Source organism: Streptomyces sp. NPDC006610 (genome assembly GCF_040611575.1).
GTDB lineage: Bacteria > Actinomycetota > Actinomycetes > Streptomycetales > Streptomycetaceae > Streptomyces.
This window is the reverse complement of record NZ_JBEXOP010000048.1, coordinates 1-22,529: the sequence shown is the minus strand read 5'-3', so window position 1 is coordinate 22,529 and position 22,529 is coordinate 1. Positions and strand designations below refer to the sequence as shown.

20 protein-coding genes and 1 riboswitch are annotated in these 22,529 nt (G+C 72.9%); of the genes, 13 read left to right on the top strand and 7 right to left on the bottom strand.

The genetic code is table 11. The features are described from left to right. The first annotated feature begins 9 nt into the window (after nt 1-9). Nucleotides 10-1,707, top strand: a complete 1,698-nt coding sequence (locus tag ABZY13_RS29335; RefSeq protein WP_356636023.1) for an NAD(P)/FAD-dependent oxidoreductase — start codon at nt 10-12, stop codon at nt 1,705-1,707. Here the strand turns inward: ABZY13_RS29335 and ABZY13_RS29330 are convergent. Further along, complete coding sequence (locus ABZY13_RS29330; RefSeq protein WP_356636021.1) at nt 1,668-2,405, bottom strand: DUF5995 family protein; 738 nt, start codon at nt 2,403-2,405, stop codon at nt 1,668-1,670. The genes ABZY13_RS29335 and ABZY13_RS29330 overlap by 40 nt on opposite strands. A 246-nt stretch (nt 2,406-2,651) precedes the next feature. On the opposite strand from ABZY13_RS29330, the gene ABZY13_RS29325 reads away from it, so the two are divergent. Then, on the top strand, nt 2,652-3,110 hold the full coding sequence (locus ABZY13_RS29325) for a hotdog domain-containing protein (protein WP_356636019.1): 459 nt from the start codon (nt 2,652-2,654) through the stop codon (nt 3,108-3,110). On the opposite strand, the gene ABZY13_RS29320 is transcribed toward ABZY13_RS29325, so the two are convergent. After that, nucleotides 3,070-4,281, bottom strand: coding sequence for an MFS transporter (locus tag ABZY13_RS29320; RefSeq protein ID WP_356636017.1), 1,212 nt, complete (start codon nt 4,279-4,281; stop codon nt 3,070-3,072). The genes ABZY13_RS29325 and ABZY13_RS29320 overlap by 41 nt on opposite strands. A 151-nt stretch (nt 4,282-4,432) precedes the next feature. Between ABZY13_RS29320 and ABZY13_RS29315 the strand changes: the two genes are divergently transcribed. Next, on the top strand, nt 4,433-5,620 hold the full coding sequence (locus ABZY13_RS29315; protein WP_356636015.1) for an ROK family transcriptional regulator: 1,188 nt from the start codon (nt 4,433-4,435) through the stop codon (nt 5,618-5,620). Nucleotides 5,621-5,973: 353 nt separating this feature from the next. Here the strand turns inward: ABZY13_RS29315 and ABZY13_RS29310 are convergent, their stop codons facing one another. The 3 genes from ABZY13_RS29310 to ABZY13_RS29300 form a co-directional block, all read right to left on the bottom strand. Next, entirely contained in the window at nt 5,974-6,726 is a 753-nt protein-coding gene (locus tag ABZY13_RS29310; protein ID WP_356636013.1) for an SDR family oxidoreductase, read from the bottom strand. Between the two features lie 5 nt (nt 6,727-6,731). Continuing rightward, nucleotides 6,732-7,703, bottom strand: coding sequence for an RNA polymerase sigma-70 factor (locus ABZY13_RS29305; protein WP_356636011.1), 972 nt, complete (start codon nt 7,701-7,703; stop codon nt 6,732-6,734). Nucleotides 7,704-7,798: 95 nt separating this feature from the next. After that, nucleotides 7,799-10,132, bottom strand: coding sequence for a chitinase C-terminal domain-containing protein (locus ABZY13_RS29300; protein ID WP_356636009.1), 2,334 nt, complete (start codon nt 10,130-10,132; stop codon nt 7,799-7,801). 161 nt (nt 10,133-10,293) lie between these two features. Further along, nucleotides 10,294-10,424, top strand: a riboswitch (FMN riboswitch). A 144-nt stretch (nt 10,425-10,568) separates the two neighbouring features. On the opposite strand from ABZY13_RS29300, the gene ABZY13_RS29295 reads away from it, so the two are divergent. The 9 genes from ABZY13_RS29295 (at nt 10,569) to ABZY13_RS29255 (ending at nt 17,925) form a co-directional block, all read left to right on the top strand. Continuing rightward, nucleotides 10,569-11,171 carry a riboflavin synthase gene (locus ABZY13_RS29295; protein ID WP_356636007.1) on the top strand — a complete coding sequence of 201 codons (603 nt, stop codon included), beginning with the start codon at nt 10,569-10,571 and terminating at the stop codon, nt 11,169-11,171. Further along, complete coding sequence (locus ABZY13_RS29290; protein WP_356636005.1) at nt 11,168-11,809, top strand: nicotinamide mononucleotide transporter family protein; 642 nt, start codon at nt 11,168-11,170, stop codon at nt 11,807-11,809. Before ABZY13_RS29295 ends, ABZY13_RS29290 begins: the two co-directional genes overlap by 4 nt. Next, nucleotides 11,806-13,095 (top strand): bifunctional 3,4-dihydroxy-2-butanone-4-phosphate synthase/GTP cyclohydrolase II, encoded by a 1,290-nt coding sequence (locus tag ABZY13_RS29285; protein ID WP_356636003.1) that lies wholly within the window; start codon nt 11,806-11,808, stop codon nt 13,093-13,095. The genes ABZY13_RS29290 and ABZY13_RS29285 overlap by 4 nt, the downstream gene beginning before the upstream one ends. A gap of 44 nt (nt 13,096-13,139) precedes the next feature. Continuing rightward, on the top strand, nt 13,140-13,625 hold the full coding sequence (ribH, locus tag ABZY13_RS29280) for a 6,7-dimethyl-8-ribityllumazine synthase (RefSeq protein WP_356636001.1): 486 nt from the start codon (nt 13,140-13,142) through the stop codon (nt 13,623-13,625). Nucleotides 13,626-13,659: 34 nt separating this feature from the next. Then, nucleotides 13,660-13,932 carry a phosphoribosyl-ATP diphosphatase gene (locus tag ABZY13_RS29275; protein ID WP_055636932.1) on the top strand — a complete coding sequence of 91 codons (273 nt, stop codon included), beginning with the start codon at nt 13,660-13,662 and terminating at the stop codon, nt 13,930-13,932. A gap of 47 nt (nt 13,933-13,979) precedes the next feature. Further along, nucleotides 13,980-14,828, top strand: coding sequence for an ATP phosphoribosyltransferase (hisG, locus tag ABZY13_RS29270; RefSeq protein WP_356635999.1), 849 nt, complete (start codon nt 13,980-13,982; stop codon nt 14,826-14,828). Nucleotides 14,829-14,842: 14 nt separating this feature from the next. After that, nucleotides 14,843-15,286 carry a PH domain-containing protein gene (locus ABZY13_RS29265; RefSeq protein WP_356635997.1) on the top strand — a complete coding sequence of 148 codons (444 nt, stop codon included), beginning with the start codon at nt 14,843-14,845 and terminating at the stop codon, nt 15,284-15,286. Between the two features lie 225 nt (nt 15,287-15,511). Beyond that, nucleotides 15,512-16,846 carry a hemolysin family protein gene (locus ABZY13_RS29260; protein WP_356635995.1) on the top strand — a complete coding sequence of 445 codons (1,335 nt, stop codon included), beginning with the start codon at nt 15,512-15,514 and terminating at the stop codon, nt 16,844-16,846. Further along, the gene (locus tag ABZY13_RS29255; protein WP_356635993.1) at nt 16,843-17,925 is read left to right on the top strand and encodes a hemolysin family protein; all 1,083 of its coding nucleotides are present in this window, start codon (nt 16,843-16,845) and stop codon (nt 17,923-17,925) included. Before ABZY13_RS29260 ends, ABZY13_RS29255 begins: the two co-directional genes overlap by 4 nt. A 142-nt stretch (nt 17,926-18,067) precedes the next feature. On the opposite strand, the gene ABZY13_RS29250 is transcribed toward ABZY13_RS29255, so the two are convergent. Next, nucleotides 18,068-19,930, bottom strand: a complete 1,863-nt coding sequence (locus ABZY13_RS29250; RefSeq protein WP_356635991.1) for an AAA family ATPase — start codon at nt 19,928-19,930, stop codon at nt 18,068-18,070. A 433-nt stretch (nt 19,931-20,363) separates the two neighbouring features. Continuing rightward, nucleotides 20,364-20,987 carry a hypothetical protein gene (locus tag ABZY13_RS29245; protein WP_356636079.1) on the bottom strand — a complete coding sequence of 208 codons (624 nt, stop codon included), beginning with the start codon at nt 20,985-20,987 and terminating at the stop codon, nt 20,364-20,366. Nucleotides 20,988-21,220: 233 nt separating this feature from the next. Between ABZY13_RS29245 and ABZY13_RS29240 the strand changes: the two genes are divergently transcribed. Further along, nucleotides 21,221-22,529, top strand: a 1,309-nt coding sequence (locus tag ABZY13_RS29240; RefSeq protein ID WP_356635989.1) for a peptidase C39 family protein, incomplete at its 3' end; no start/stop codon positions are given.

Below are 22,529 nucleotides of genomic sequence, written 5' to 3'. Positions count from 1 at the left end.
CCGCACCCCATGACGTCCACGGTGCCCAACGCCGTCGAGCACACCGACGAGCAGCAGCCGCCGATCACCATGTTCGGCCCGGACTTCCCGTACGCGTACGACGACTTCCTCGCCCACCCGGCGGGCCTCGGCCAGATCCCCGCGACCGAGCACGGCGCCGAGGTCGCGGTCGTCGGCGGCGGCCTGTCCGGCATCGTCGCCGCGTACGAGCTGATGAAGATGGGCCTCAAGCCCGTCGTCTACGAGGCCGACCGGATCGGCGGCCGGCTGCGCACGGTCGGCTTCGAGGGCTGCGACCCGGAACTGACCGCCGAGATGGGCGCGATGCGCTTCCCGCCGTCCTCCACGGCCCTCCAGCACTACATCGACCTGGTGGGCCTCGAAACCCGTCCGTTCCCCAACCCGCTGGCGGAGGCGACGCCGTCGACCGTCGTCGACCTGAAGGGCGAGTCGCACTACGCCGAGACGATCGACGACCTGCCGCAGGTGTACCGGGACGTCGCCGAGGCGTGGGGCAGGTGCCTCGAAGAGGGCGCCGACTTCTCCGACATGAACCGCGCCCTGCGCGAGCGCGACGTGCCGCGCATCCGCGAGATCTGGTCGCGGCTCGTGGAGAAGCTCGACAACCAGACCTTCTACGGCTTCCTCTGCGACTCCGAGGCATTCAGGTCCTTCCGCCACCGCGAGATCTTCGGCCAGGTCGGCTTCGGCACCGGCGGCTGGGACACCGACTTCCCGAACTCCATCCTGGAGATCCTGCGGGTCGTCTACACCGAGGCCGACGACCACCACCGCGGCATCGTCGGCGGCTCCCAGCAGCTGCCGCTGCGTTTGTGGGAACGCACGCCGGAGAAGATCGTCCACTGGCCCTACGGCACCTCGCTGGCCACCCTGCACGAGGGCGGCGAGCCCCGCCCGGCGGTGACCCGCCTCCACCGCACAGCGGGCAACCGCATCACCGTCACCGACGCGAACGGCGACATCCGCACCTACCGGGCGGCGATCTTCACCGCCCAGTCCTGGATGCTGCTGTCCAAGATCGACTGCGACGACTCGCTCTTCCCGATCGACCACTGGACCGCCATCGAGCGCACCCACTACATGGAGTCCAGCAAGCTCTTCGTCCCCGTGGACAGGCCGTTCTGGCTGGACAAGGACGAGGAGACGGGGCGGGACGTCATGTCGATGACGCTCACCGACCGCATGACCCGCGGCACCTACCTCCTCGACAACGGGCCGGACCGGCCCGCCGTGATCTGCCTGTCCTACACCTGGTGCGACGACAGCCTGAAGTGGCTGCCGCTGTCCGCGAACGAGCGGATGGACGTCATGCTCAAGTCGCTCGGCGAGATCTATCCGAAGGTCGACATCAGGAAGCACGTCATCGGCAACCCGGTGACCGTCTCCTGGGAGAACGAGCCCTACTTCATGGGCGCGTTCAAGGCCAACCTGCCGGGGCACTACCGGTACCAGCGGCGCCTGTTCACCCACTTCATGCAGGACCGGCTGCCCGAGGACAAGCGCGGCATCTTCCTCGCCGGCGACGACATCTCCTGGACGGCCGGCTGGGCCGAGGGCGCCGTGCAGACCGCGCTCAACGCCGTCTGGGGCGTCATGCACCACTTCGGCGGCGCCACCGACCCGTCCAACCCGGGCCCCGGCGACGTCTACGACGAGATCGCCCCGGTCGAACTGCCGGAGGACTGAGAGCCGTTCGGCTCGCCGGGCAGTGGAGTGAGCATCAGGCGCCCCGCGAAGCCCACCGTCGCGTCCAGCCGCTCGGCGAACTCCCCGGCGACGTCGGGCGTCCGGCGCAGCGTCCACAGGGCCCGGGCCGCCGCCCAGGCGGCGTCCCGGGCCCGCTCCAGGCTCCACGCGCCCAGCAGATGGGCGAGCGGATCGGCGATCCGGAGCAGATCGGGCCCCGGCGTCAGCTCCTCCCGGACGCGCTCCTCCAGCGTCACCAGGAGATCGCCCACCTGGTCGAACTCGTCCTCCAGTTCCGTCGGCCCGCACTCCAGCGCCCGGCAGGAGTCCACCACGGCGAGCGCCAGGTCGTGCCCGACGTGGGCGTTGAGCCCGGCGAGCGCGAACTGCAGGGGCCGTACGCCCGGATGGCGGCGGAACTGGAACAGCGGGCGCCAGCAGGCGGGCGGCCGGCGCCCCTCGCCGGCCGCGTCCACCGCCGCCAGATAGCGCTCGGCGAACCGCACGTCCAGCGTGACCGCGGCCCGCGCGTCGGCGAAGGCGCCCGCCCGCAGGCGCCGGTCGACGGCCTCGGCGACCGCGAGACGGACGCGGTTGAAGACCGCGACGCCGTCCCGCGCGGGCAGGGCCGCGTCCAGCGCGCGCATCCGGCGGACGACCGCGTCCTCACCTGTGGCGAACTCTTCCCACTGCGTCATGGGGGCAGGGTCCCAGCCGTGGGCCGGCCCGGGCGTCGATGGGCCGACGCTTCCCCGGAACGGGGGACCCGAGGCGTCCGACGGCGGCCGGGGGACCGGCGGGGACGTGCAGTCCGTCGTACGCCCATGAGCCGGCCGGTTGAGCCGACGGGGCCGCGTTCGTGCACGTGAGCGGCTGCTTAGGATGGGAGCGGCCGCCGATCGGTGCAGCCGCCATCCATCTCGTCCGACCCAGGAGTCCCGCCCGTGACCGCCGAAGCCCCGACCGCTCCCGCCCCGCCGTACGGCCGGCTGGTGCCCGTCACCGTCCACTTCGACGACCTCGACGCGCTCGGACTCCTGCACAACGCCCGCTACCCGCTGATGGTGGAGCGGGCCTGGACCGCGCTGTGGCAGGAGCACGGGCTGCGCTTCGAGGGCGACTGGGCCGCCGCCGGGGACGCCTGCAACGCGGTCAAGGAACTGCGGATCACCTACGAGGCGCCGGTGACCCGGCCGGGCCGGTACGCCGTCCACCTGTGGCTGGAGCGGCTCGGCACGACCGGGCTGACGTACGGCTTCCGGTTCTGCTCCGAGGACGGGTCGGCGACCTACGCGCACGGCGCCCGGGTCCTGGTCCGGCTGGACCCGGGGACGCTGCGGCCGGCGCCGTGGAGCGAGCGGTTCAGGAGCGTGGGCCGGGAACTGCTTCGCTCGGCGGACTGATCTTCGGGCGGTCGCGGTCGCCGGAGCGCAGCACGCCCGCGAAGCCGACCAGGCCGCAGGACAGGAACGTCACCAGGCCGAAGGACACCACCAGACTGGTCGCCTGCGCGAGCGTGCCGATGGCGCTCGGCGCGACCAGGCCCGAGGTGTAGGTGATGGTGGCGACGCCGGCGATGGCCTGGCTGGCGTTGGTGCCGGTGCGGCCCGCCGCCGCGAAGCACAGCGGGACGACGACCGCGATGCCGAGGCCCATCAGGGCGAAGCCGGTCATCGCCACCGCCGGATGGTCCGCGAGGACGATCAGCAGACCGCCGCAGGCGGCCAGGACGCCGCTGACGCGGACCGTGCGCACCGAGCCGAAGCGGTCCACCACCCGGTCGCCCGCGATCCGGGCGATCGCCATGGTGAGCGTGAACCCGGTGGTGCAGGCCGCCGCGACCCCGGCCGAGCTGCCCAGTTCGTCCTCCAAGTAGATGGCCGACCAGTCCAGGCTGGCGCCCTCCGCGAACACCGCGCAGAATCCGATGGCGCCGATCAGCAGGGCCGACCGGGGCGGCAGCGCGAACCGGGGCGGAGCCTCCTCGTCCTCGGCCGGCTGGAGGTCCAGCACCCAGGCGCAGGCCACCAGGCCGAGCACGGTCAGGATCCCGGCGGCGAGCGCGTGGTGCAGCCGGGCGTCCGCGCCCAGGTGGGCGGCGAGGGTGCCGCCCGCCGAGCCGATCAGCGCACCCGCGCTCCACATGCCGTGCAGCCCGGACATGATCGACCGGCCGAGACGGTTCTCCACGTCCACACCGAGCGCGTTCATCGCGACGTCGGCCATGCCCGCGGTGGCGCCGAAGACGAACAGGGACAGACACAGGGTGAGCAGCCCGGGGGAGAGGGACGGCAGGATCAGGGCCAGCGTCCACAGCGCGAGCAGCCCGCGCAGCGCCGGTCGGGCCCCGAACCGGTGGGTGATCCCGCCCGCGAGCGGCATCGCCAGGGACGCGCCGAGCGCCGGGAAGGCCAGCGCCAGCCCCAGCTGGCCGGCGCTCACCCCGGCGTGGTCCTGGATCCACGGCACACGCGTGGCGAACGAGCCGGTGACGGCGCCGTGCACGGCGAAGACGGCGGCCACGGCGTACCGGGCGCGCCTCACCTCGCGTTGCTGGTAGACCACTTCGGCCATGGTGGGGTTCCCTCCGCTGTCGTGTCACCCGCTGTGCGACTGCTCCGCGTCTCTGTCCGTGGCGTAAACTATCAGGCACCCTGCCTGATAGATAGTGGATTATCTGCCGCCGGGGCCCCGCGCAGCCCCGCCGATCTGGGAGGATCCCGGCATGCCCGCATCCCCGAGCACCGCCCGGGCCATCAACGACCGGCTCGCCCTGCGCCTGTTGCAGCAGGAGGGCCCGCTGACGGCGGGGCAGCTGAAGCAGCTGACCGGACTGTCCCGGCCCAGCGTCGCCGACCTCGTCGAGCGCCTCACCGCCTCCGGGCTGATCGCCGTCGTCGGCGAGGCGGGCGAGCAGCGCCGGGGCCCCAACGCCAAGCTCTACGGCATCGTCGCCGACCGGGCCCACCTCGCCGCGCTCGACGTGCGCACGGACGGCGTCTCCGTGGCCGTCTCCGACCTGGTCGGGCGGGTGCTCGCGGAGGCGTCCGCGCCGATTGTGACCGACGCCGGGACCGGGCCGGCGGTGGAGCGGGCGGTCGCGCTGGTCGAGCGGACGGCCAAGGAGGCGGGCGCGGACCGGCTGCACACCGTCGGGATCGGCGCGCCCGGCCTCATCGACCCGGCCACCGGGGAACTGCGGGACACCACCGGCCTGCCCGCCTGGCACCGCCGGTTCGTCGCGGCCCTCCAGGAACGGCTGCCCGAGGCCCGCGTCATCGTCGAGAACGAGACCAACCTCGCCGCCCTGGCCGAGCAGCGGGACGGGGCGGCGGGGGACCGGGACACGTTCGTCCTGCTGTGGCTCGGCCACGGCACGGGCGCGGCCGTCGTCCTGGACGGCGCCCTGCGCCGCGGGGCGTCCGGCGGCACCGGCGAGATCGGCTTCCTGCCGGTGCCGGGGACGACGGGGCTGCCGTCGGCGACGGACTGCGAGGGCGGCTTCCACTCGCTGGCGGGCTCCGCGGCCATCGCCCGCCTCGCCGGGGAGTACGGCCTGACCGGGACGCCGGCCGGGTCCGAGCCGCCGGCCGCGGCCGTCGTACGGGAGGCGGCGGCCCGGGACTTCGGCCCCGCCGCCCGCTTCCTCGACGCCCTCGCCGACCGGCTCGCCATCGGCGTCGCCTCGGTGGTCGCGGTGCTGGACCCCGGGTGCGTGGTCCTCGGCGGCGAGGTGGGCCAGGCCGGCGGCGACGCCCTCGCGCAGCGGGTCGCGGCACGCGTCCACCGCATGTCGCCGCTGCCGACCTCGGTGCGGGCGGGCGTGCTCGGCGGCGGCGCGGTCCTGCGGGGGGCGCTGCTGACGGCCCGCGACACGGCCCAGGACGAGCTGTTCGCACCGCCGGGGCGGTGAGCGTGCCGCACGGCACCGGGCCTCGGGTGTGTGCCTTGTGGCTGGGGCCAGCGTGCCGCACGGCGCCGGACCTCGGGGCGACGCTCACGGATCCCGGGCCCGCCGGGGCGGTACCGGTCGCCGCCCCCGGCGGCGGGGGCGTGGAGCGCCTCCCGGCCCGGCCGAGCCGCGGGGGGCGGTCCCCGAGCCTCCGCCCCCTCCGGCACCCCGGACGGCCACCTCGGCACCCGAGCCGCGGGGCGCCGACGCGCCCTCGCGGCCACAGGGCGCCGGGCAGCGACCGCCGGCGCACCCTCGAGCCTCCGGCAGCGACCGCCGGCGCACCCCCCGGAGCCGCCCCGCCGCTCCCTCCCTCAGCCCCCGTTCGCCCCGGACCGCCCCGCCAGATACTCCTCGAACGTCCCCTTCCCCACCGCCCGTTCCGGCGTCAGATGACCGCCGGCCCGGAAAGCGCCGTAGGCGCGGCCCCACAGCGGCATGTTCACCAGGCGCCGGCGCCTGCCCGTGGCCCGCAGGTAGGCGCGGGCCAGCGACTCCAGCGTGCGGATCTCCGGGCCACCCATGTCCTCGACGCGCCCGGCGGGCCGCCCCGCCGCCAGCTCGGCCAGGCGGCCCGCCACCTCGGCCGCCTCCACGGGCTGGTCGCTCACCCCGGCCGGCACCGGCATGAGGGGCGCCTTCGACAGCCCCTGGAACAGGCGGGCCAGCAGGTCGTGGAACTGCGTCGCCCGCAGCACCGTCCAGCCCAGCCCCGACTCCTCGATCAGCCGCTCCACGGCCAGCTTGGACTCGTAGTAGCCGAACGGGACCCGGTCGACGCCGACGATCGAGATGTAGACCAGATGGCCCACCCCCGCCCGCCGCGCCGCCGCGATCAGATGCCCGGCCGCCTCCTCGTCGCCGCCGCGCGGCGAGCTGGCGCAGTGCACGATCGTGCCGGCGCCCTCGACGGCCGCGTCCAGCGCACCGCCGCCCTGGCGCAGGTCGACGGCGTACGGCTGGGCGCGCCTGCTGAGCACCCGCACCTCGTGCCCGTCCGCCCGCAGCCGCTGTACGACGAGCCGGCCCAGGGTTCCGGTACCGCCGGTCACCAGGATCGTGGTCATGCGCTTCAGTCCCTTCGGACGCCGTGCGCGCTCCGTTCCGGAACGCCTCTCGTCAGCTCGGACCGAGCAGCCCCGCTCGATGTGACAGTCACCTGCGTCCGCGCGAGCTGACGCCGTACGAAGTCCAGCTTGTCCGGGTTCCTCACATCGCGCAGGTCGGTGATCAGCCCGTCGCGCACGTCGAGGGTCACCACGTTCGCCACCGTGCCGTCCGTCCGGACGACCAGCGCGGGACGGCCGTTGACCTCCGCCGTGTCGACGTCCCAGGCGTCCGCCCCGCGGGCGACGCCGGCCAGGAAGCGGAGCACCTTCTCGCGCCCCACGATCGGCCGCAGCGCGGCGGTGACCCGGCCGCCGCCGTCGGACCACCAGGTCACGTCGTCGGCGAGCAGCTTCTCCAGCTCGACCAGCGCCCCCTCGCGGGCCGCCGCGACGAACGAGGCGACCAGTTCCTCCTGGCGCCGGGGCGCGGCGTCGAAGCGGCTCTCCTCGGCTTCGACCCGCGCCACCGCCCGTCGGTACAGCTGTCGGCAGTTCGCCTCGCCCAGCCCGAGCACGCCGGCGATCTCCCGGTATCCGTACCCGAACGCCTCGCGCAGCACATAGACCGCCCGTTCGGTGGGCGTGAGCCGCTCCAGCAGGACCAGCATCGCCAGCGACACGGCGTCCCGCTGCTCCGCCGAGTCCATGGGCCCGAGCGTGCCGTCGGAGGTGATCACCGGCTCCGGCAGCCAGGTCCCGACATAGCTTTCGCGCCTGACCCGGGCCGAGGTCAGCCGGTTCAGGCACAGGCGGGTGACGGTCTTGGCGAGCCAGGCGCCGGGCCGCTCGATCCGAGCCGGCCCGGCGCCGCTGAACCGCAGATACGCGTCCTGGACGATGTCCTCCGCCTCGTGGGCGGAGCCCAGCATCCGGTAGGCCAGCCCGAACAGGCGTGGCCGGTGGCTCTCGAACACCTCGGCGTGGTCCCTCGTCATGGCCCTCACCCTGCCAGAGCCCGCGGGGCGGCCATGGGGCGACCCGGCGGCGGGCAAGGGCCTTCGTCACCGCCGCCGGGCCGGTCTCAACGGGGTCAGCAGGCGCCGAGGTCCTGCCAGACCCCCCATTCGCCGGTGGTGCCGGGCTCCTCGCCCTGCGTCCACCACTTGGCCTTCCACGAGTGCCCCTTGTGGGACACCTGAGTACCGCCGCCGTACGCCGAGGTCGCGTTCCATGCCGGCGCGGTGCAGGCGCCGGGCGTCGGGGTGGGACCCGTCGGGTCCGGCGAGGGGCTCGTGCCGGAGCCCGGCTCCACCAGCGTGGCGCCGCGCGCCAGGTCCCCGGCCAGGGCGTACGTCGTGCCCGCGATGTTCACCGTCCAGTTCCAGGGGGTGGACACCGGCAGGTAGTAGTTGAAGGACAGCTCCACCGAGGCGCCGGGCGCCAGCGACTGCCAGGACGGCAGCTTCAGCGAGACGCGGTGGAAGTCGCCCTTCAGACCGCCGACGTTGGAGCCGGTGTGGTCGCTGCTGATCACCTTGGTGCCGAAGCCCGACTGGTCGGAGGCGTTGGCCGGGGCCGACGTGGAGTAGTCGAACTGGAACTCCGTGCCGCCCGGCAGCGCCGTCTTCGTGTTGTTGGTGATCTTCACCTTCGGGGTGATCGGGTAGTTGGAGTCGCCGAGCTTGAACTCGCCGAACTCCACGCCGATGTTCACGGCCTTCGTGGGCAGCGCCCGGTTGGAGACCTTCGCGCCGTAGGGCGTCGCCGACTTGAACTTGTCGTACATCAGCGAGGTGAGCGTGGAGCCGGGCTCGTACTGGCCCTTGGCGGCGTTCCACGCGTAGTCGCCCGCCAGTTCCCAGACCATCGTGCCGCCGATGCCGCGGTCCACGACGTAGTCCGCCTTGGCGGCCACCGACTGCTCGTCCTCCGTGGACAGGAACACCTTCTTCTGCGCGTTCCACAGCCAGGGCGCGACCAGCGTGGAGTCGTACTTGCGGGCGTACGTGCCGGTGAGCTTCGTGTCCGCCGGGAAGCCGTAGTCCGTGACGTAGTCTCCGACGACGCCCTTCTCCAGGTTCTTCGCGTGCCACATCGGGTTGGAGCCGGCGGGCGACTCCTTGCCGTTGGAGTCCAGGTCGTGCCACAGGTTGTCGATGCCGACCGCGCCGTCACCGCACTTGGTCAGGCCCGAGCCCGCCGGGCACGTCGTCGCGGCGGCCCTGCCCCACAGCCCGTCGGTGCCGCCGGTGACGTTCTTGAAGCCGCGCGTGTAGTACGGCAGGCCGATGTTGATCCGGCCGGCCGGCATGGACCCGCGGAAGTAGTGGTAGGCCCAGTCGGTGTTGAGGTAGCCGATGCCGCCGTACTGCTGGCTGCCGTAGACGTTCGCCGCCGCCAGCTCCGCGTCCTTGCCGTCGTCGAACAGCGAGGCGTTCGGGCCGACGTACTCGTTCCAGGCGCCGTGCAGGTCGTACGACATGATGTTGACGTAGTCCAGGTACTTCTGGACCTGGAAGGTCTCCATGCCGCGCAGCAGATAGCCGGACGAGGGCGCCGCCACCGTCAGCATGTAGTGCCGGCCGTCGGCCGCGCCCGCCCGGTCGAGCTTCTCCCGCAGCGTCTTCATCAGGGCCGCGTAGCCCTTGACCAGCCCGGCGCGGCGGGCGTTGGCGAAGGACCAGTCGAGCGGGTTGCCCGCGTCCTTCATCGTCGTCGGGTACTCGTAGTCGATGTCGACGCCGTTGAAGCCGTACTTGCGCAGGAAGTCCACCGTCGAGTTCGCGAACGTCTCGATGCCGGCCTGGTTGACCGAGCCGTCCGCGTTGGTGGCCATGGAGTAGAAGCCGCCGGAGTCGACGCGCTTGCCGCTCTCGTCGAAGTAGCCGCCGGTCTCCGCCCAGCCGCCCACCGAGATCAGCGTCTTGACGTCCGGGTGCTGCTTCTTGAACTTGCCGAGCAGGTTGAAGTGGCCCTTGTACGCGAACCCGGGGTCCATCTCGGCGCCCGCCACGCCCGGCCAGGTCATCCCGGTCGCCGGGTTCGCCGGGCCGTCCGCGCCGACGGAGATCTTGTTGGCCGAGTCGACGTGCGCGAAGGCGTAGTTGATGTGGGTGACCTTGTCCCACGGGATGTCCTTGGCGAGGTAGGCGGGCTTGCCGTCCTTGCCGGTGCGCCAGCCGGTGAAGTAGCCGATCACCCGGCGCTGGTGGTCGGCGCCCATCTTCTCGCGGCCGGCCGAGTCGTAGACCGAGCAGTAGGGGACGTCGACGCCGGGCGTGCGGTACAGCCCGTCGGGGCGACAGGACTCCTGGTCGGCGGCGTGCGAGACGGTGGCGGGAAGGGCGGCGAGCACCAGGCCCGCGGCCGCGGTGACCGCGGCGAACAGGGCGGGTCTGGTTCTGAGACGTGAGGGGGACAGCACAGTCGGATCCTCTCCACGGAAGTTGCGCAGACCCTAGAAAGGACTAGACCAGTGCGTCAATAGGTATGGACCAATCCGCCGACCACGTTCTGTGAGCCACCCCACACGCATCGCCCCAATGGACGACTTCCGGACGTGGCACACTGGCCGTGTACCAGAAGCAGCGCACTCCGGGGTCGGTGAAAGTCCGAACCGGCGGTTACAGTCCGCGACCCGGTCGCCTCCAGCGGCCGGTTGACCAGGTGAAATTCCTGGACCGACGGTTAAAGTCCGGATGGGAGGCAGTGCGCGCGGGCGGGCATTCGTGCGCGCCGCCGTTGTCCGGTCCGCCCTCTCGGGCGGCCGTGTCCGGCGTCGCCCCGGTGTCCCCGTCCGTCTTTCTGTCGTTCCCGACAGCCCCGGAGTCCGTGCCCGAAGAGGCAGGAGGACCCGGGAAGTGTTCACCGGAATCGTCGAAGAGCTGGGCGAGGTCACCGCCGTGGAGTCCCTCGGCGACGCCTGTCGCTTCCGGCTGCGCGGCCCCGTCGTCACCGAGGACGCGAAACACGGCGACTCCATCGCCGTCAACGGCGTATGCCTCACCGTCGTCGAGCACGAGGGCGACGAGTTCACCGCCGACGTGATGGCCGAGACCCTGCGGCGCTCCAGCCTCGGCGACCTCGTCGTCGGCTCCCGCGTCAACCTCGAACGCCCCACCGCGGTCGGCGCCCGCCTCGGCGGCCACATCGTCCAGGGCCACGTCGACGGCACCGGCCGGATCCTGGAGCGCACGCCCTCCGAGCACTGGGAGATCGTCGGCATCTCCCTCCCTCCCGACCTCGCCCGCTACGTCGTCGAGAAGGGCTCCATCACCGTCGACGGCATCAGCCTCACCGTCGTGGAGGCCGGCGACGACCACTTCACCGTCAGCCTCATCCCCACCACCCTCGCCCTGACCACGCTCGGCCTGAAGCAGCCCGGCGACCCGGTCAACCTCGAGGTCGACATCGTCGCCAAGTACGTGGAGCGACTGCTCGCCGGTCGGGAGGCGGCCAAGTGAACTGGCTCAACCACGAGGCATTCGTCCTCCTCGACCAGCGCATCCTCTGGTCCGACATGGTCGGCAACATATGCGGCCTGATCGCCCTCGCCCTCGGCTGGCGCCGCTCCCTGTGGACCTGGCCCGTGCAGTTCCTGGCCGGCCTGATCCTCTTCGGCGCGTTCTTCGGCCACCTCACCGGCAGCGCCGGCAAGCAGGCCGTGGTGATGGCCGTCGCTCTCTACGGCTGGTGGCAGTGGAACCGCGGCAAGGACAGGGGCGAGGACGGCCAGATCTCCGTCCGCTTCGCCACCTGGACCGAGCGCGCGGCCATGACCGCCGCCGCGGCGGCCGGAACCGTCGCCGTCGCCCTGCTGTTCAAGGCCTACCCCAGCCTGTCCTGGGACCCCTGGCCGGACGCCTACATCTTCGTCGGCACCATCGTCGCCATGTACGCGCAGGCCCGCGGCATGGTCGAGTTCTGGTTCGCCTGGCTGCTCGTCGACCTCGTCGGCGTGCCGCTCAACTTCGCCAACGGCTACGCCTTCTCCGGCTTCGTCTACGTCATCTACGGCGCGCTCGTCCTGTGGGGCCTGCGCGACTGGTGGCTGCGCTCGCGCCGGACCGGCCGGCCCGTCCCGGAAGGAGCGCCGGCATGACGGCGGCACACACCCTGTACCCCACCGACGGTCCCGAAGCCCTCGTCCTCGACCCCGTCGAGCAGGCGGTCGCCGACATCGCGGCCGGCCGCCCCGTCGTGGTCGTCGACGACGAGGACCGCGAGAACGAGGGCGACCTCGTCATCGCCGCCGAGAAGGCCACCCCCGAGATCGTCGCCTTCATGATGAGCGAGTGCCGCGGCCTGATCTGCGCCCCCATGGAGGGCGACGAACTCGACCGGCTCCGGCTGCCGCAGATGGTCGACGACAACACCGAGTCCATGAAGACGGCGTTCACCGTCTCCGTGGACGCCTCGCCCGCGCACGGCGTCACCACCGGCATCTCCGCCGCCGACCGCGCCACCACCCTCCGCCTCCTGGCGAGCGGCGCCGCCGAACCGGGCGACCTGGTCCGCCCCGGCCACATCTTCCCGCTGCGCGCCCGGCCCGGCGGCGTCCTCGCCCGCAACGGCCACACGGAGGCCGCCGTCGACCTCGCCCGCCTCGCGGGACTGCGCCCGGCCGGCGCCATCGTGGAGATCGCCGGCGAGGACGGCAGCATGCTGCGCCTGCCCGAGCTGATCCCGTTCGCCCGCAAGCACGGGCTGACGATCATCTCCATCGAGGACCTGGTCGCCTACCGCCGCTCCGCCGAGCCCACCGTCCGCCGCGAGGCCGAGGTGCACCTGCCGACCGCGCACGGCACATTCACGGCGTACGGCTACCGCTCCACCGTCGACGGCGTCGAGCACGTCGCCCTGGTGCACGGCGGGATCGGCGACGGCGAGGACGTCCTCGTCCGCGTCCACTCCGAATGCCTCACCGGCGACGTCTTCGGCTCCGCCCGCTGCGACTGCGGCCCCCAGCTCGACGCCTCGCTCGAACGCATCCGGCAAGAGGGCCGGGGCGTCGTCGTCTACCTGCGCGGACACGAGGGCCGCGGCATCGGACTGCTGTCCAAGCTGCGCGCCTACGAGCTCCAGGAGCGCGGCCGGGACACCCTGGACGCCAACCTGGAACTGGGCCTGCCCGCCGACGCCCGCGACTACGGCGCCGGCGCGCAGATCCTGGCCGACCTCGGCGTGCGCAGCCTCCGCCTGATGACCAACAACCCCGAGAAGACCGACGCGCTCGCCCGCCACGGCCTGCGGGTCACCGCACGCGAGCCGATGCCCGTGACCGCGGGCGAGCACAACCTCCACTACCTGCGCACCAAGCGCGACCGGATGGGACACGACCTGCCCTGGCTGGACACGCCCGCCGTGTCCACCTGCGGCAACCAGTAGGCCGACCGGCCGACAGGCCGGCAGCACCGAGGAGAGACGAGAACGTGAGCGGCAAGGGCGCACCGGAACTGTCCGTACGCAACGTCGGCGACCTGCGGGTCGCCGTCATCGCGGCGCAGTGGCACGAAAAGGTGATGGACGGACTGGTGGACGGCGCCCTGCGCGCCCTGCACGACCTCGGCATCGACGAGCCGACCCTGCTGCGGGTCCCCGGCAGCTGGGAGCTCCCGGTCGTCGCCAAGGTCCTGGCCGGCCGGGGCTACGACGCGATCGTCGCCCTCGGCGTCGTCATCCGCGGCGGCACCCCGCACTTCGACTACGTCTGCCAGGGCGTCACCCAGGGCCTCGCCCAGGTCAGCGTCGACACCGGTGTCCCCGTCGGCTTCGGCGTGCTGACCTGCGACACCGAGGAACAGGCCCTGGACCGGGCCGGCATCGAGGGCTCCAGCGAGGACAAGGGGCACGAGGCCGTCACCGCCGCGGTCGCCACCGCGGCCACCCTGCGTTCAGTATCCGAACCCTGGCGCTGAGCGGCGCCCGGTAGCGCGTAGGGTGAGGGACACCATGTCCAAGAAGACGTTCGAGGAGCTCTTCGCCGAGCTCCAGCAGAAGGCCGCCACCGGCGACCCCGCCACTTCCCGCACCGCAGAACTGGTCGGCAAGGGCGTCCACGCCATCGGCAAGAAGGTCGTCGAAGAGGCCGCCGAGGTCTGGATGGCCGCCGAGTACGAGGGCAAGGAGGCGGCGGCCGAGGAGATCTCCCAGCTGCTGTACCACGTCCAGGTGATGATGGTCGCCCGCGGGATCTCCCTGGACGACGTCTACGCCCACCTGTGAACCGAAGCCCGCGAAACCCGCCCCCTCACACGAAGGAAGCCGACCTCATGCTGCGCATCGCCGTCCCCAACAAGGGTTCACTCTCCGGCCCTGCGGCGGACATGCTGCATGAGGCCGGCTACCAGCAGCGCCGCGAGTCCAAGGAACTGCGCATCGTCGACCCGGACAACGAGGTCGAGTTCTTCTACCTCCGCCCCCGCGACATCGCGATCTACGTCTCCGCCGGCCGCCTCGACATCGGCATCACCGGCCGCGACCTGCTGATCGACTCCGGCGCCAACGCCGAGGAGATCCTCCCCCTCGGCTTCGCCCGCTCCACCTTCCGCTACGCCACCAAGCCCGGCACCGCGAACGGCGTCGAGGACCTGAACGGCATGACGGTCGCCACCTCCTACGAGGGCATCGTGGCGGGGCACCTCGCCGACCACGGCATCGACGCCTCCGTCGTCCACCTCGACGGCGCCGTCGAGACGGCCATCGAGCTGGGCGTCGCCGAGGTCATCGCGGATGTCGTGGAGACCGGGACCTCGCTGCGCAACGCCGGGCTGGAGGTCATCGGCGAGCCGATCATGAAGTCCGAGGCGGTCGTGATCCGCCGGGTCGGCGCGGAGGCCGACGAGCCCAAGGTGCAGCAGTTCCTGCGGCGCCTCCAGGGCGTCCTGGTCGCCCGGACGTACGTGATGATGGACTACGACTGCCGGGTCGAGCAGCTGGAGAAGGCCGTGGCCCTCACCCCGGGTCTGGAGTCGCCGACCATCTCGCCGCTGCACAACGAGGGCTGGGTAGCCGTCCGCGCCATGGTGCCCGCCAAGGACGCCCAGCGGATCATGGACGACCTGTACGCCATCGGCGCGCGGGCCATCCTGACCACGGCCATCCACGCCTGCCGGCTCTGAAGGGCGCCGCACCGATGTCCGACCCGATCACCCTCCCCGTCACCTTCCGGCCGGCCCGCACCCGGGCCGTGCTGGTCGCCGCCGCCGTGGCGATCTTCCTCACGGTCGCGCTGATCGCGCTGCTGCTGCCCACCCTCAGCCCCGCCGAGCGGCTCAGCTTCATCCTCACCGGCGCCCTGCTGGCCGCGGTGGCGCTGGTGCTGGCCCGCCCCAAGGTGGTCGCCGAGGAGTCCGGCGTCACCGTCGTCAACTTCGCGAGCACCCGCAGGCTCGCGTGGGCGGAAATCGTCCAGGTGCATCTGCGGGTCGGCGACCCCTGGGTGTTCCTCGACCTCAGCGACGGCAGCAGCCTGGCCGCCATCGGCATCCAGCCCGGCATCGACAAGCAGCAGGCCATCGCCGACGCCGGCGCCCTGCGGGCGCTGGTCGAGGCCCGGACGGCGCAACATCCGGGCTGACCGAGGCCGTTCACCCTGCCACAGTCGCCCATGTCTTGATTAATCTGGTGGCGGAGGCGTTCCGGTGACGCCTCCGCCCCTGTCGTCGCCGCCCGGCGCGCAGGGGTTCCTGCTACCAGAGGAGTGACCCCCTCCGGCGATGGACGGATCGTCCTGCAGTACCTGCGCCGCCCCCTGCCGACATAGCGCGGAACCGATCCGCGACCGGGCGGAGGCGGCGGCGACATGACCATCCCCCTGCTGCTCCTGGCAGCCGCTTTCCTGCTCATCCTCGCCAACGGCTTCTTCGTAGCGGCCGAGTTCGGCCTCGTGACGGTGGACCGCCCCGACGCCGAACGCGCCGCCGCCGAGGGCGACCGGCGCGCGCTCCGGGTCGTCGCGTCGCTGAGGGAGCTGTCCTTCCAGCTCTCCGGCACCCAGCTCGGCATCACCCTCACCTCCCTCGTCGTCGGCATGCTCGCCGAACCGGCCCTCGCCCAGCTGCTCGACGGCCCGCTCACCGCCGCCGGGCTGCCCGGGGGCGCGGTGCCCGGCGTGTCCGTGGCCGTCGGCATGCTCGCGGCCTCCGCCGTGCAGATGGTCGTCGGCGAACTGGTGCCGAAGAACTGGGCGGTGTCCCGGCCGCTCCAGGTCGCGCGCTTCGTCGCCGGCCCGCAGCACGCCTTCGCCCGGGTGTTCCGGCCGGTCATCGCCGGGCTGAACGCCGTCGCCAACCGGCTGGTGCGCGCGATGGGCGTCGAGCCGACCGAGGAACTGGCCTCGGCCCGCACCCCCGGCGAACTCGTCTCCCTGGCCCGGCACTCCGCACGGGCCGGCGCCCTGGAACAGGACACCGCCGACCTGTTCGTGCGGACCCTGTCGCTCGCCGACCTGACCGCGCAGCACGTCATGACGCCGCGCGTGAGGGTGAGCGCGCTGCAGTCCTCGGCCACCGCCGAGGACGTCGTCAACCTGACCCGGGCGACCGGTCTGTCCCGCTTCCCCGTCTACCGGGAGCGGATCGACGAAATCGTCGGCATGGTCCACCTCAAGGACGCCCTCGCGGTGTCCGCGTCCGACCGGCTGCGCACCCCCGTCGGCCGGATCGCCCGCCCGGCACTGCTCGTCCCCGAGACGCTGCCGGTCCGACCGCTGCTGGCCCGGCTGCGCAGCGAACAGCCGATCGCGGTCGTGGTCGACGAGTACGGCGGCACGGCCGGGGTCGTCACCCTGGAGGACATCGTCGAGGAGATCGTCGGCGAGGTCCGCGACGAGCACGACGGGCAGGACCTGCCCGAGCTCGCCGCCGCTCCGCCCGAGGACGGCCGGCCCGCCTGGGACGCCGACGGAAGCTGCCGGGTCGACCTGCTGCGCGGCATCGGCCTCGACGTGCCCGAGGGCCCCTACGAGACGGTGGCCGGCCTGGTCGCCGACCTGCTCGGCCGGATCCCCGCCGTGGGCGACCGGGCCGAGCTGCCGGGCTGGCGGCTGGCCGTGCGCCGGGTGGGGCACTACCGCGCCGAGCGCGTGCGCCTGATCCGCACCGCCGACGCCCCGGCCGTCGTGGAGGCCGTGCGATGACCCTGCTCCAACTGCTGTTCGCGGCCCTGCTGGTGCTCGCCAACGGCTTCTTCGTCGGCGCCGAGTTCGCGCTGGTGTCGGTGCGCCGCAGCCAGATCGAACCGCTCGGCACGGCCCGGGCCCGCCAGGTCCTGCACGGCCTGGAGCACCTGCCGCAGATGATGGCCGCCGCCCAGTTCGGCATCACCGTCTGCTCGCTGACGCTCGGCGCGGTCGCCGAGCCGACGGTGGCGCACCTGCTGGAACCGGTCTTCGCCTTCGTCCATCTGCCGCACGCGATGATCCACCCGCTGGGCTACGTCATCGCGCTCGCCACCGTCGTCTTCTTCCACCTCGTCATCGGCGAGATGGTCCCGAAGAACCTGGCGATGGCGGCGCCGGAGAAGGCCGCGCTCTGGCTCAGCCCCGGCCTGGTCGCCTTCGCACGCCTGTGCCGGCCGATCACGGTCGCCCTCGGGGCGTGCGCGCAGGGCGTGCTGCGCCTGTTCCGCGTCGAACCCAAGGACGAGGTCGAGGCCGTCTTCACCAGCGAGCAGCTCAACCGGCTGGTGGAGGACTCCGGCCAGGCCGGCCTGCTCGACCCGGAGGAGGCCGAACGCCTGGAGGACGCCCTGGAACTGGGCTCCCGCCCGGTGACGGACGTGCTCCTGCGGCGGGAGTCCCTGGTGACGGTCGCCCCGTCGGTCACCCCGGCCCGGATCGTCGAGCTGACCGCCCGCACCGGGTACTCCCGCTTCCCGGTCGCCGCGGGCGCCGGCGCCTTCATGGGCTATCTGCACGTCAAGGACGTCCTGGACCTGGAGGACTCCGACCGTGCCGTCCCCCAGCACCTGTGGCGTCCCATGACCACCCTGCGCGCGGAACTCCCCCTGGACGACGCCCTGACGGTGATGCGCCGCGCCGGCGCCCACCTGGCGCAGGTGGCCGATGCCTCGGGCCGGGTGCTGGGCCTGGTCGCCCTGGAGGACGTACTGGAACTCCTGGTGGGCGAGGTCCGCGACCCCGCCCATCACCACCCGTCGGCGCCGGCCCCGACCCTGTCGGGCCCTCGCGCGAGCGAGGAGGCGCTGGCGGGCTGAGCGGGACCCGGGCGGCGGGTTCCTCCTGGGCGGTGCGGGTCACCGCGGGGGGAGGGCCCGCCGCCGTCGGCTCCCCGGGCCGCGGCGGTGGAGTGCGGCGGCCCGGGACGGCGTGCGGTCGCAGGACCCGGGTCCGGGGACGTCAGAGCGACGACGGGTCGTGCGGGCTCCGGCCCGAGAGGACCTCGCCGTAGGCCTGCATGAGGTCGGGGAGGCGGAGGGTGGCCAGGTCCTCGCGGGACAGCACGCCCGGGTAGGCCGACAGCCGCAGGTCGCGGTAGGCGCAGCTCTTCTCGTACAGGGTGCGAAGGAAGCGGCCGTTGCCCAGTTCGTCGATCCAGCCCTGGTCCACCACGTGCCCCGCGATCGAGCGCAGCTCCTCCAGGGACTCCTCGTCCCACAAGTCGCCGTTCTCGGCCGCCAGCACCTCGCCGATGCGGGTCAGTTCCAGGGGGCGGTACGACGGGAAGTCGACGCGGGTGGTGAAACGGGAGGACAGACCGGGGTTGGCGGCGAGGAGGCGGTCCATGCCCTCGGGGTAGCCGGCGAGGATCACCACGAGGTGGTCGCGGTTGTCCTCGGCCCGCTTCAGCAGCACCTGCAGCGCCTCGTCGCCGTACGCGTCGCCCTTGCCGTAGCCGGAGTTGGACAGGGAGTACGCCTCGTCGACGAAGAGCACCCCGCCCAGCGCGGAGTCGATCAGCTCGTTGGCCTTCACCGCGGTCTGGCCCAGATACTCGCCGACCAGGTCAGCGCGCTGTGCCTCCACGAGGTGGTCGCCGCCGAGCAGTCCCAGCGCGTAGAAGACGCGGCCCAGGATACGGGCCACCGTGGTCTTGCCGGTGCCGGACGGGCCGGAGAAGACGAAGTGCCGTTTCGGCGGCTGCACCGGCAGGCCCTGCCCGGCCCGCAGCCGCGCCATGTTCAGCTGTGCCGACAACGCCTTGACCTGGCGTTTCACCGGCTCCAGCCCCACCATGCGCTCCAGCTCGGCGAGCGCCTCCTCCAGTAACCCCGGGTCGGTGGGGCCGGTCGGCAGCGGCTGTGCGGGCCCGGACTTGGCGCGCACCGCCGGGTCGGCGGCGGCCGGCGGGGGACCGGCAGGCGGCGGCGCCGGGTCGGTCGGTCGCAGGTCCCGGCCCTCGATGCCGAACAACGGGTCGAGCGCGTCGGGGCCGTCCACGGTGTCCTGCCCGGCGCCGGTGAGCGTGATCGCGGCGAGGTCGGCCGAGTCGTCGTACCCGTCGCCCTCGGCGATCGCCGCCAGCCGGGCCGAGGTGTCCATGAACGCGGGGTCGACGCGGTGCACCGCCCGGTACAGCGGGAGCGCCGCCGCCGAGCGGCCGGTCCCCTCGTGGGCGCGGGCCAGCCAGTAACGCAGCTCCTTGCGCTGCGGCTGCTCGCTGCGGCACCGCATCAGCGCCGCCGACAGCAGCGGCTCCGCCTGCCCGTACATCTCCAGCCGGACCCGGGCCATCCCCCCGAACAGCCCCGCCTCGATGCCGAGCAGCGGATCGTCGAGCAGTGGATCGGTGTGCCGTACCAGTTGCTCCCAGTCCTTGACCAGATAGGCGCGGCACGCGTGCAGGAACCGCACCTGCTGGTCCGCGTCGACCGGCGGCAGTCCGGCGAGGGCCCGGTCCAGCTCGGGGACATGGCGGCCGTCCAGCCAGTGCGAGGCGTGCGCCAGCAGCAGATCGCGCGGGCTCTCCAGCACCGGCTGCACCCACCAGCCCAGCCAGTACCAGGAGTTGAGCGAGCGCCGGTGCCGGGCCCGCTGTTCCCCGAAGCGGTCGCGGTGCCGGAACATCCGCAGCAGCGCCGTCGTCGTGTCCACGCGCAGCGCGTGCAGCCCGAGCCAGCCGTCGGCCATCCCGGGATCCAGCCGTACCGCCGTCCGGAACTCCTCCTCCGCCTGCGGATACGCGCCCATGGTGTACGCGTCCACGCCGCGCAGCCAGGCCAGGTCGGCCGGGGCCTCGGGGCCCTGGGTGCCGAAGTCCATTCCGTCCCCCCACAAACCGTGCCCCCGCTGGTTCGCCGCCGGGCTGTCGCCCGTCGGCCGACTTGGTCGAACCGCCGTTCCGCGGGCGGGAGTTGCCCGCAGTGCGCAGAGCTGCGTCCGTAGGTCGCACCGAGGGCATCGTACCCGTCGGTCGGTGCCTGCCGAAGGGTGCCGCGAGGACGTTTGGCGAGGTCGGAGCGGGCGCGCGCGGGCCGGCGATGGTGACCGAGCGTGATCGGATCAGGCCGGGTGACGCCCGGAGAGGGCTGTCGAGGGCAGAACGAAGCCCCCGGTCACGGGGGAACAACCGGGGGCTTCGTGTCTGGGGGCGGTCTCCTGCGACCGCACATTCAGAACGTAAGACCTGTACGGCCCCCCGGTCAAGCCGAGTTGAAGCACTCGACCGACTTCCCGCGCAAGGGTCTTCACAGGTTCAGCACATTGCGGGCGGGTCGTCACCGAGGGTTACCGTGCGGTGCGGATCGGCCGTTCTCAGCGGTCCCGGGAGCACCTCGTACCCCTCCCGCAACTGACGTACCAACAGATCCGCGAAGGGCAGGGACGGGTCCTCGGTGAAATGCCGCCGCTCCGCCCCGACCCACCCGGCCCAGAACTCCCGCTGCTCCTCCCCGTCCCGCACCCGCCCCCGCGCCCACGCCTGCTCGCGCGGCACGTCCAGCCACAGCAGGCACGCCAGGTGCGGCCGCAGGGCGCGCCGGCCGGCCCCGACGCCCTCGACGAGGACCACCGGGGCGGGCGGCAGCGGGCGCGGCGGGCCGAAGGCGCGGGCACGCCAGTCGTAGGGCGCGTAGTACGCCGTCCGGCCGTGGCGCAGCGGCTCGATCACCTCGGCGCGCAGCCGCGCCGTCCAGTCGAACAGCTCGTCGTGGCTGGCGATGTCGTCCAGGTGCAGTACCGGCGCCCCGTCCAGCGCCGCGGCCAGATGCCCGGCGAAGGTGGACTTCCCCGAGCCCGCGTGCCCGTCGACGCCGACGAGCCGGACGGGGCCGCAGGACGGCGGCAGCGCGCGCAGCCCGCGGGCCAGACGCTCCGGCACCGACCGGGCGGGGTGGGACGGCTGCGAGGACGGGGCGGCGGGAGGCGACACGCCCTCATCATCCCCCGCGCGCCACCGCGTTGCGCACCGGCCGTGCCAGTGGTCCCTACCAATGACGGTGGACACGGCGTGGTCCGAAGTGCTGGCAGCGGACGCCTCCGGCGGCCATAGTTGGCGCACACATCCGTGCGGACCCAGCCCGCCCCGACTCGTCCCCCGGGAGTCCTGTGCCCATGAGCAGACCCGAACAGCCGTCCCGCAGAAGCGTCCTGGCCGCGGCGGTCGCCGCCGCGGTCGCCGGCAGCACGGGCTCCGCGATGGCCCGCCCGGCGACCTCCGGCCCGTCCCCGGCGACCGCCCGCCCCGTCGACAACCGCGCCTGGACCACGTACACCGACTGGCGCGGCGGCACCGGACAGGGCACCCGCGTCGTCGCCGGCCCGCGCCCCGGCATCGCCGTCGCCGCCCCGGCCGGCACCACCGCGTACACCGACCCGCACACCGGCCGCACCGCCGACTGGGAGTACGCGACCTGGACCTCCCCGGTCCACCGGCTCACCGTCCCCGCCACGGAGGTCGTCCCCTCCTGGAACGCGCACACCCCCGAGGGCACCTGGCTCCAGGTCGAGCTGCGCGGCACGTACTCCGACGGCACGGACACCCCCTGGTACGTCATGGGCCGCTGGGCGGCCGGCGACCAGGACATCCGGCGCACCTCGGTCGACGACCAGACCGACGGCAAGAGCACCGTCTGGACGGACACCTTCGCCGTCGACGACGCGTCCACGGGCCTGCGCCTGACCTCGTACCGCCTGCGCCTGACCCTCTACCGCAGGCCGGGCACCCGCCTCACCCCCACGGTGTGGCGGCTCGGCGCGATGGGCTCCGACGTTCCCGACCGCTTCGAGGTGCCCGCCACCACGCCCGGCCTCGCCCGGGAACTCGCGGTGCCGCGTTACTCGCAGGAGATCCACAAGGGCCAGTACCCCGAGTACGACAACGGCGGCGAGGCCTGGTGCAGCCCCACCTCCTCGCAGATGATCATCGAGTACTGGGGCGGCCGGCTCACCGAGGAGCAGCTCGCGTGGGTCGACCCGGCCTTCGCCGACCCGCAGGTCTGCCACGCCGCCCGCCACACCTACGACCATCAGTACGCCGGCTGCGGCAACTGGCCGTTCAACGCCGCCTACGCCGCCACCTTCAAGGGCATCCAGGGCGTGGTCACCCGCCTCGGCTCGCTGACCGACCTGGAGCGGCTGATCGCGGCCGGCATCCCGGCCATAACGTCCCAGTCCTTCCGCGCCGAGGAGCTGACGGGCGCAGGCTACGGCACCGCCGGCCACCTGATGACCGTGATCGGTTTCACCGCCGACGGCGACGTCATCGCCAACGACCCTGCCTCGCCGAGCAACGAGGAGGTGCGGCGGGTCTACCGGCGGCGCGAGTGGGAGAACATCTGGCTGCGAACCAAGCGCCACAACGCCAGCGGCAAGGTCGTCTCCGGCACCGGCGGGGTCTGCTACCTGTACTTCCCGGTGAAGC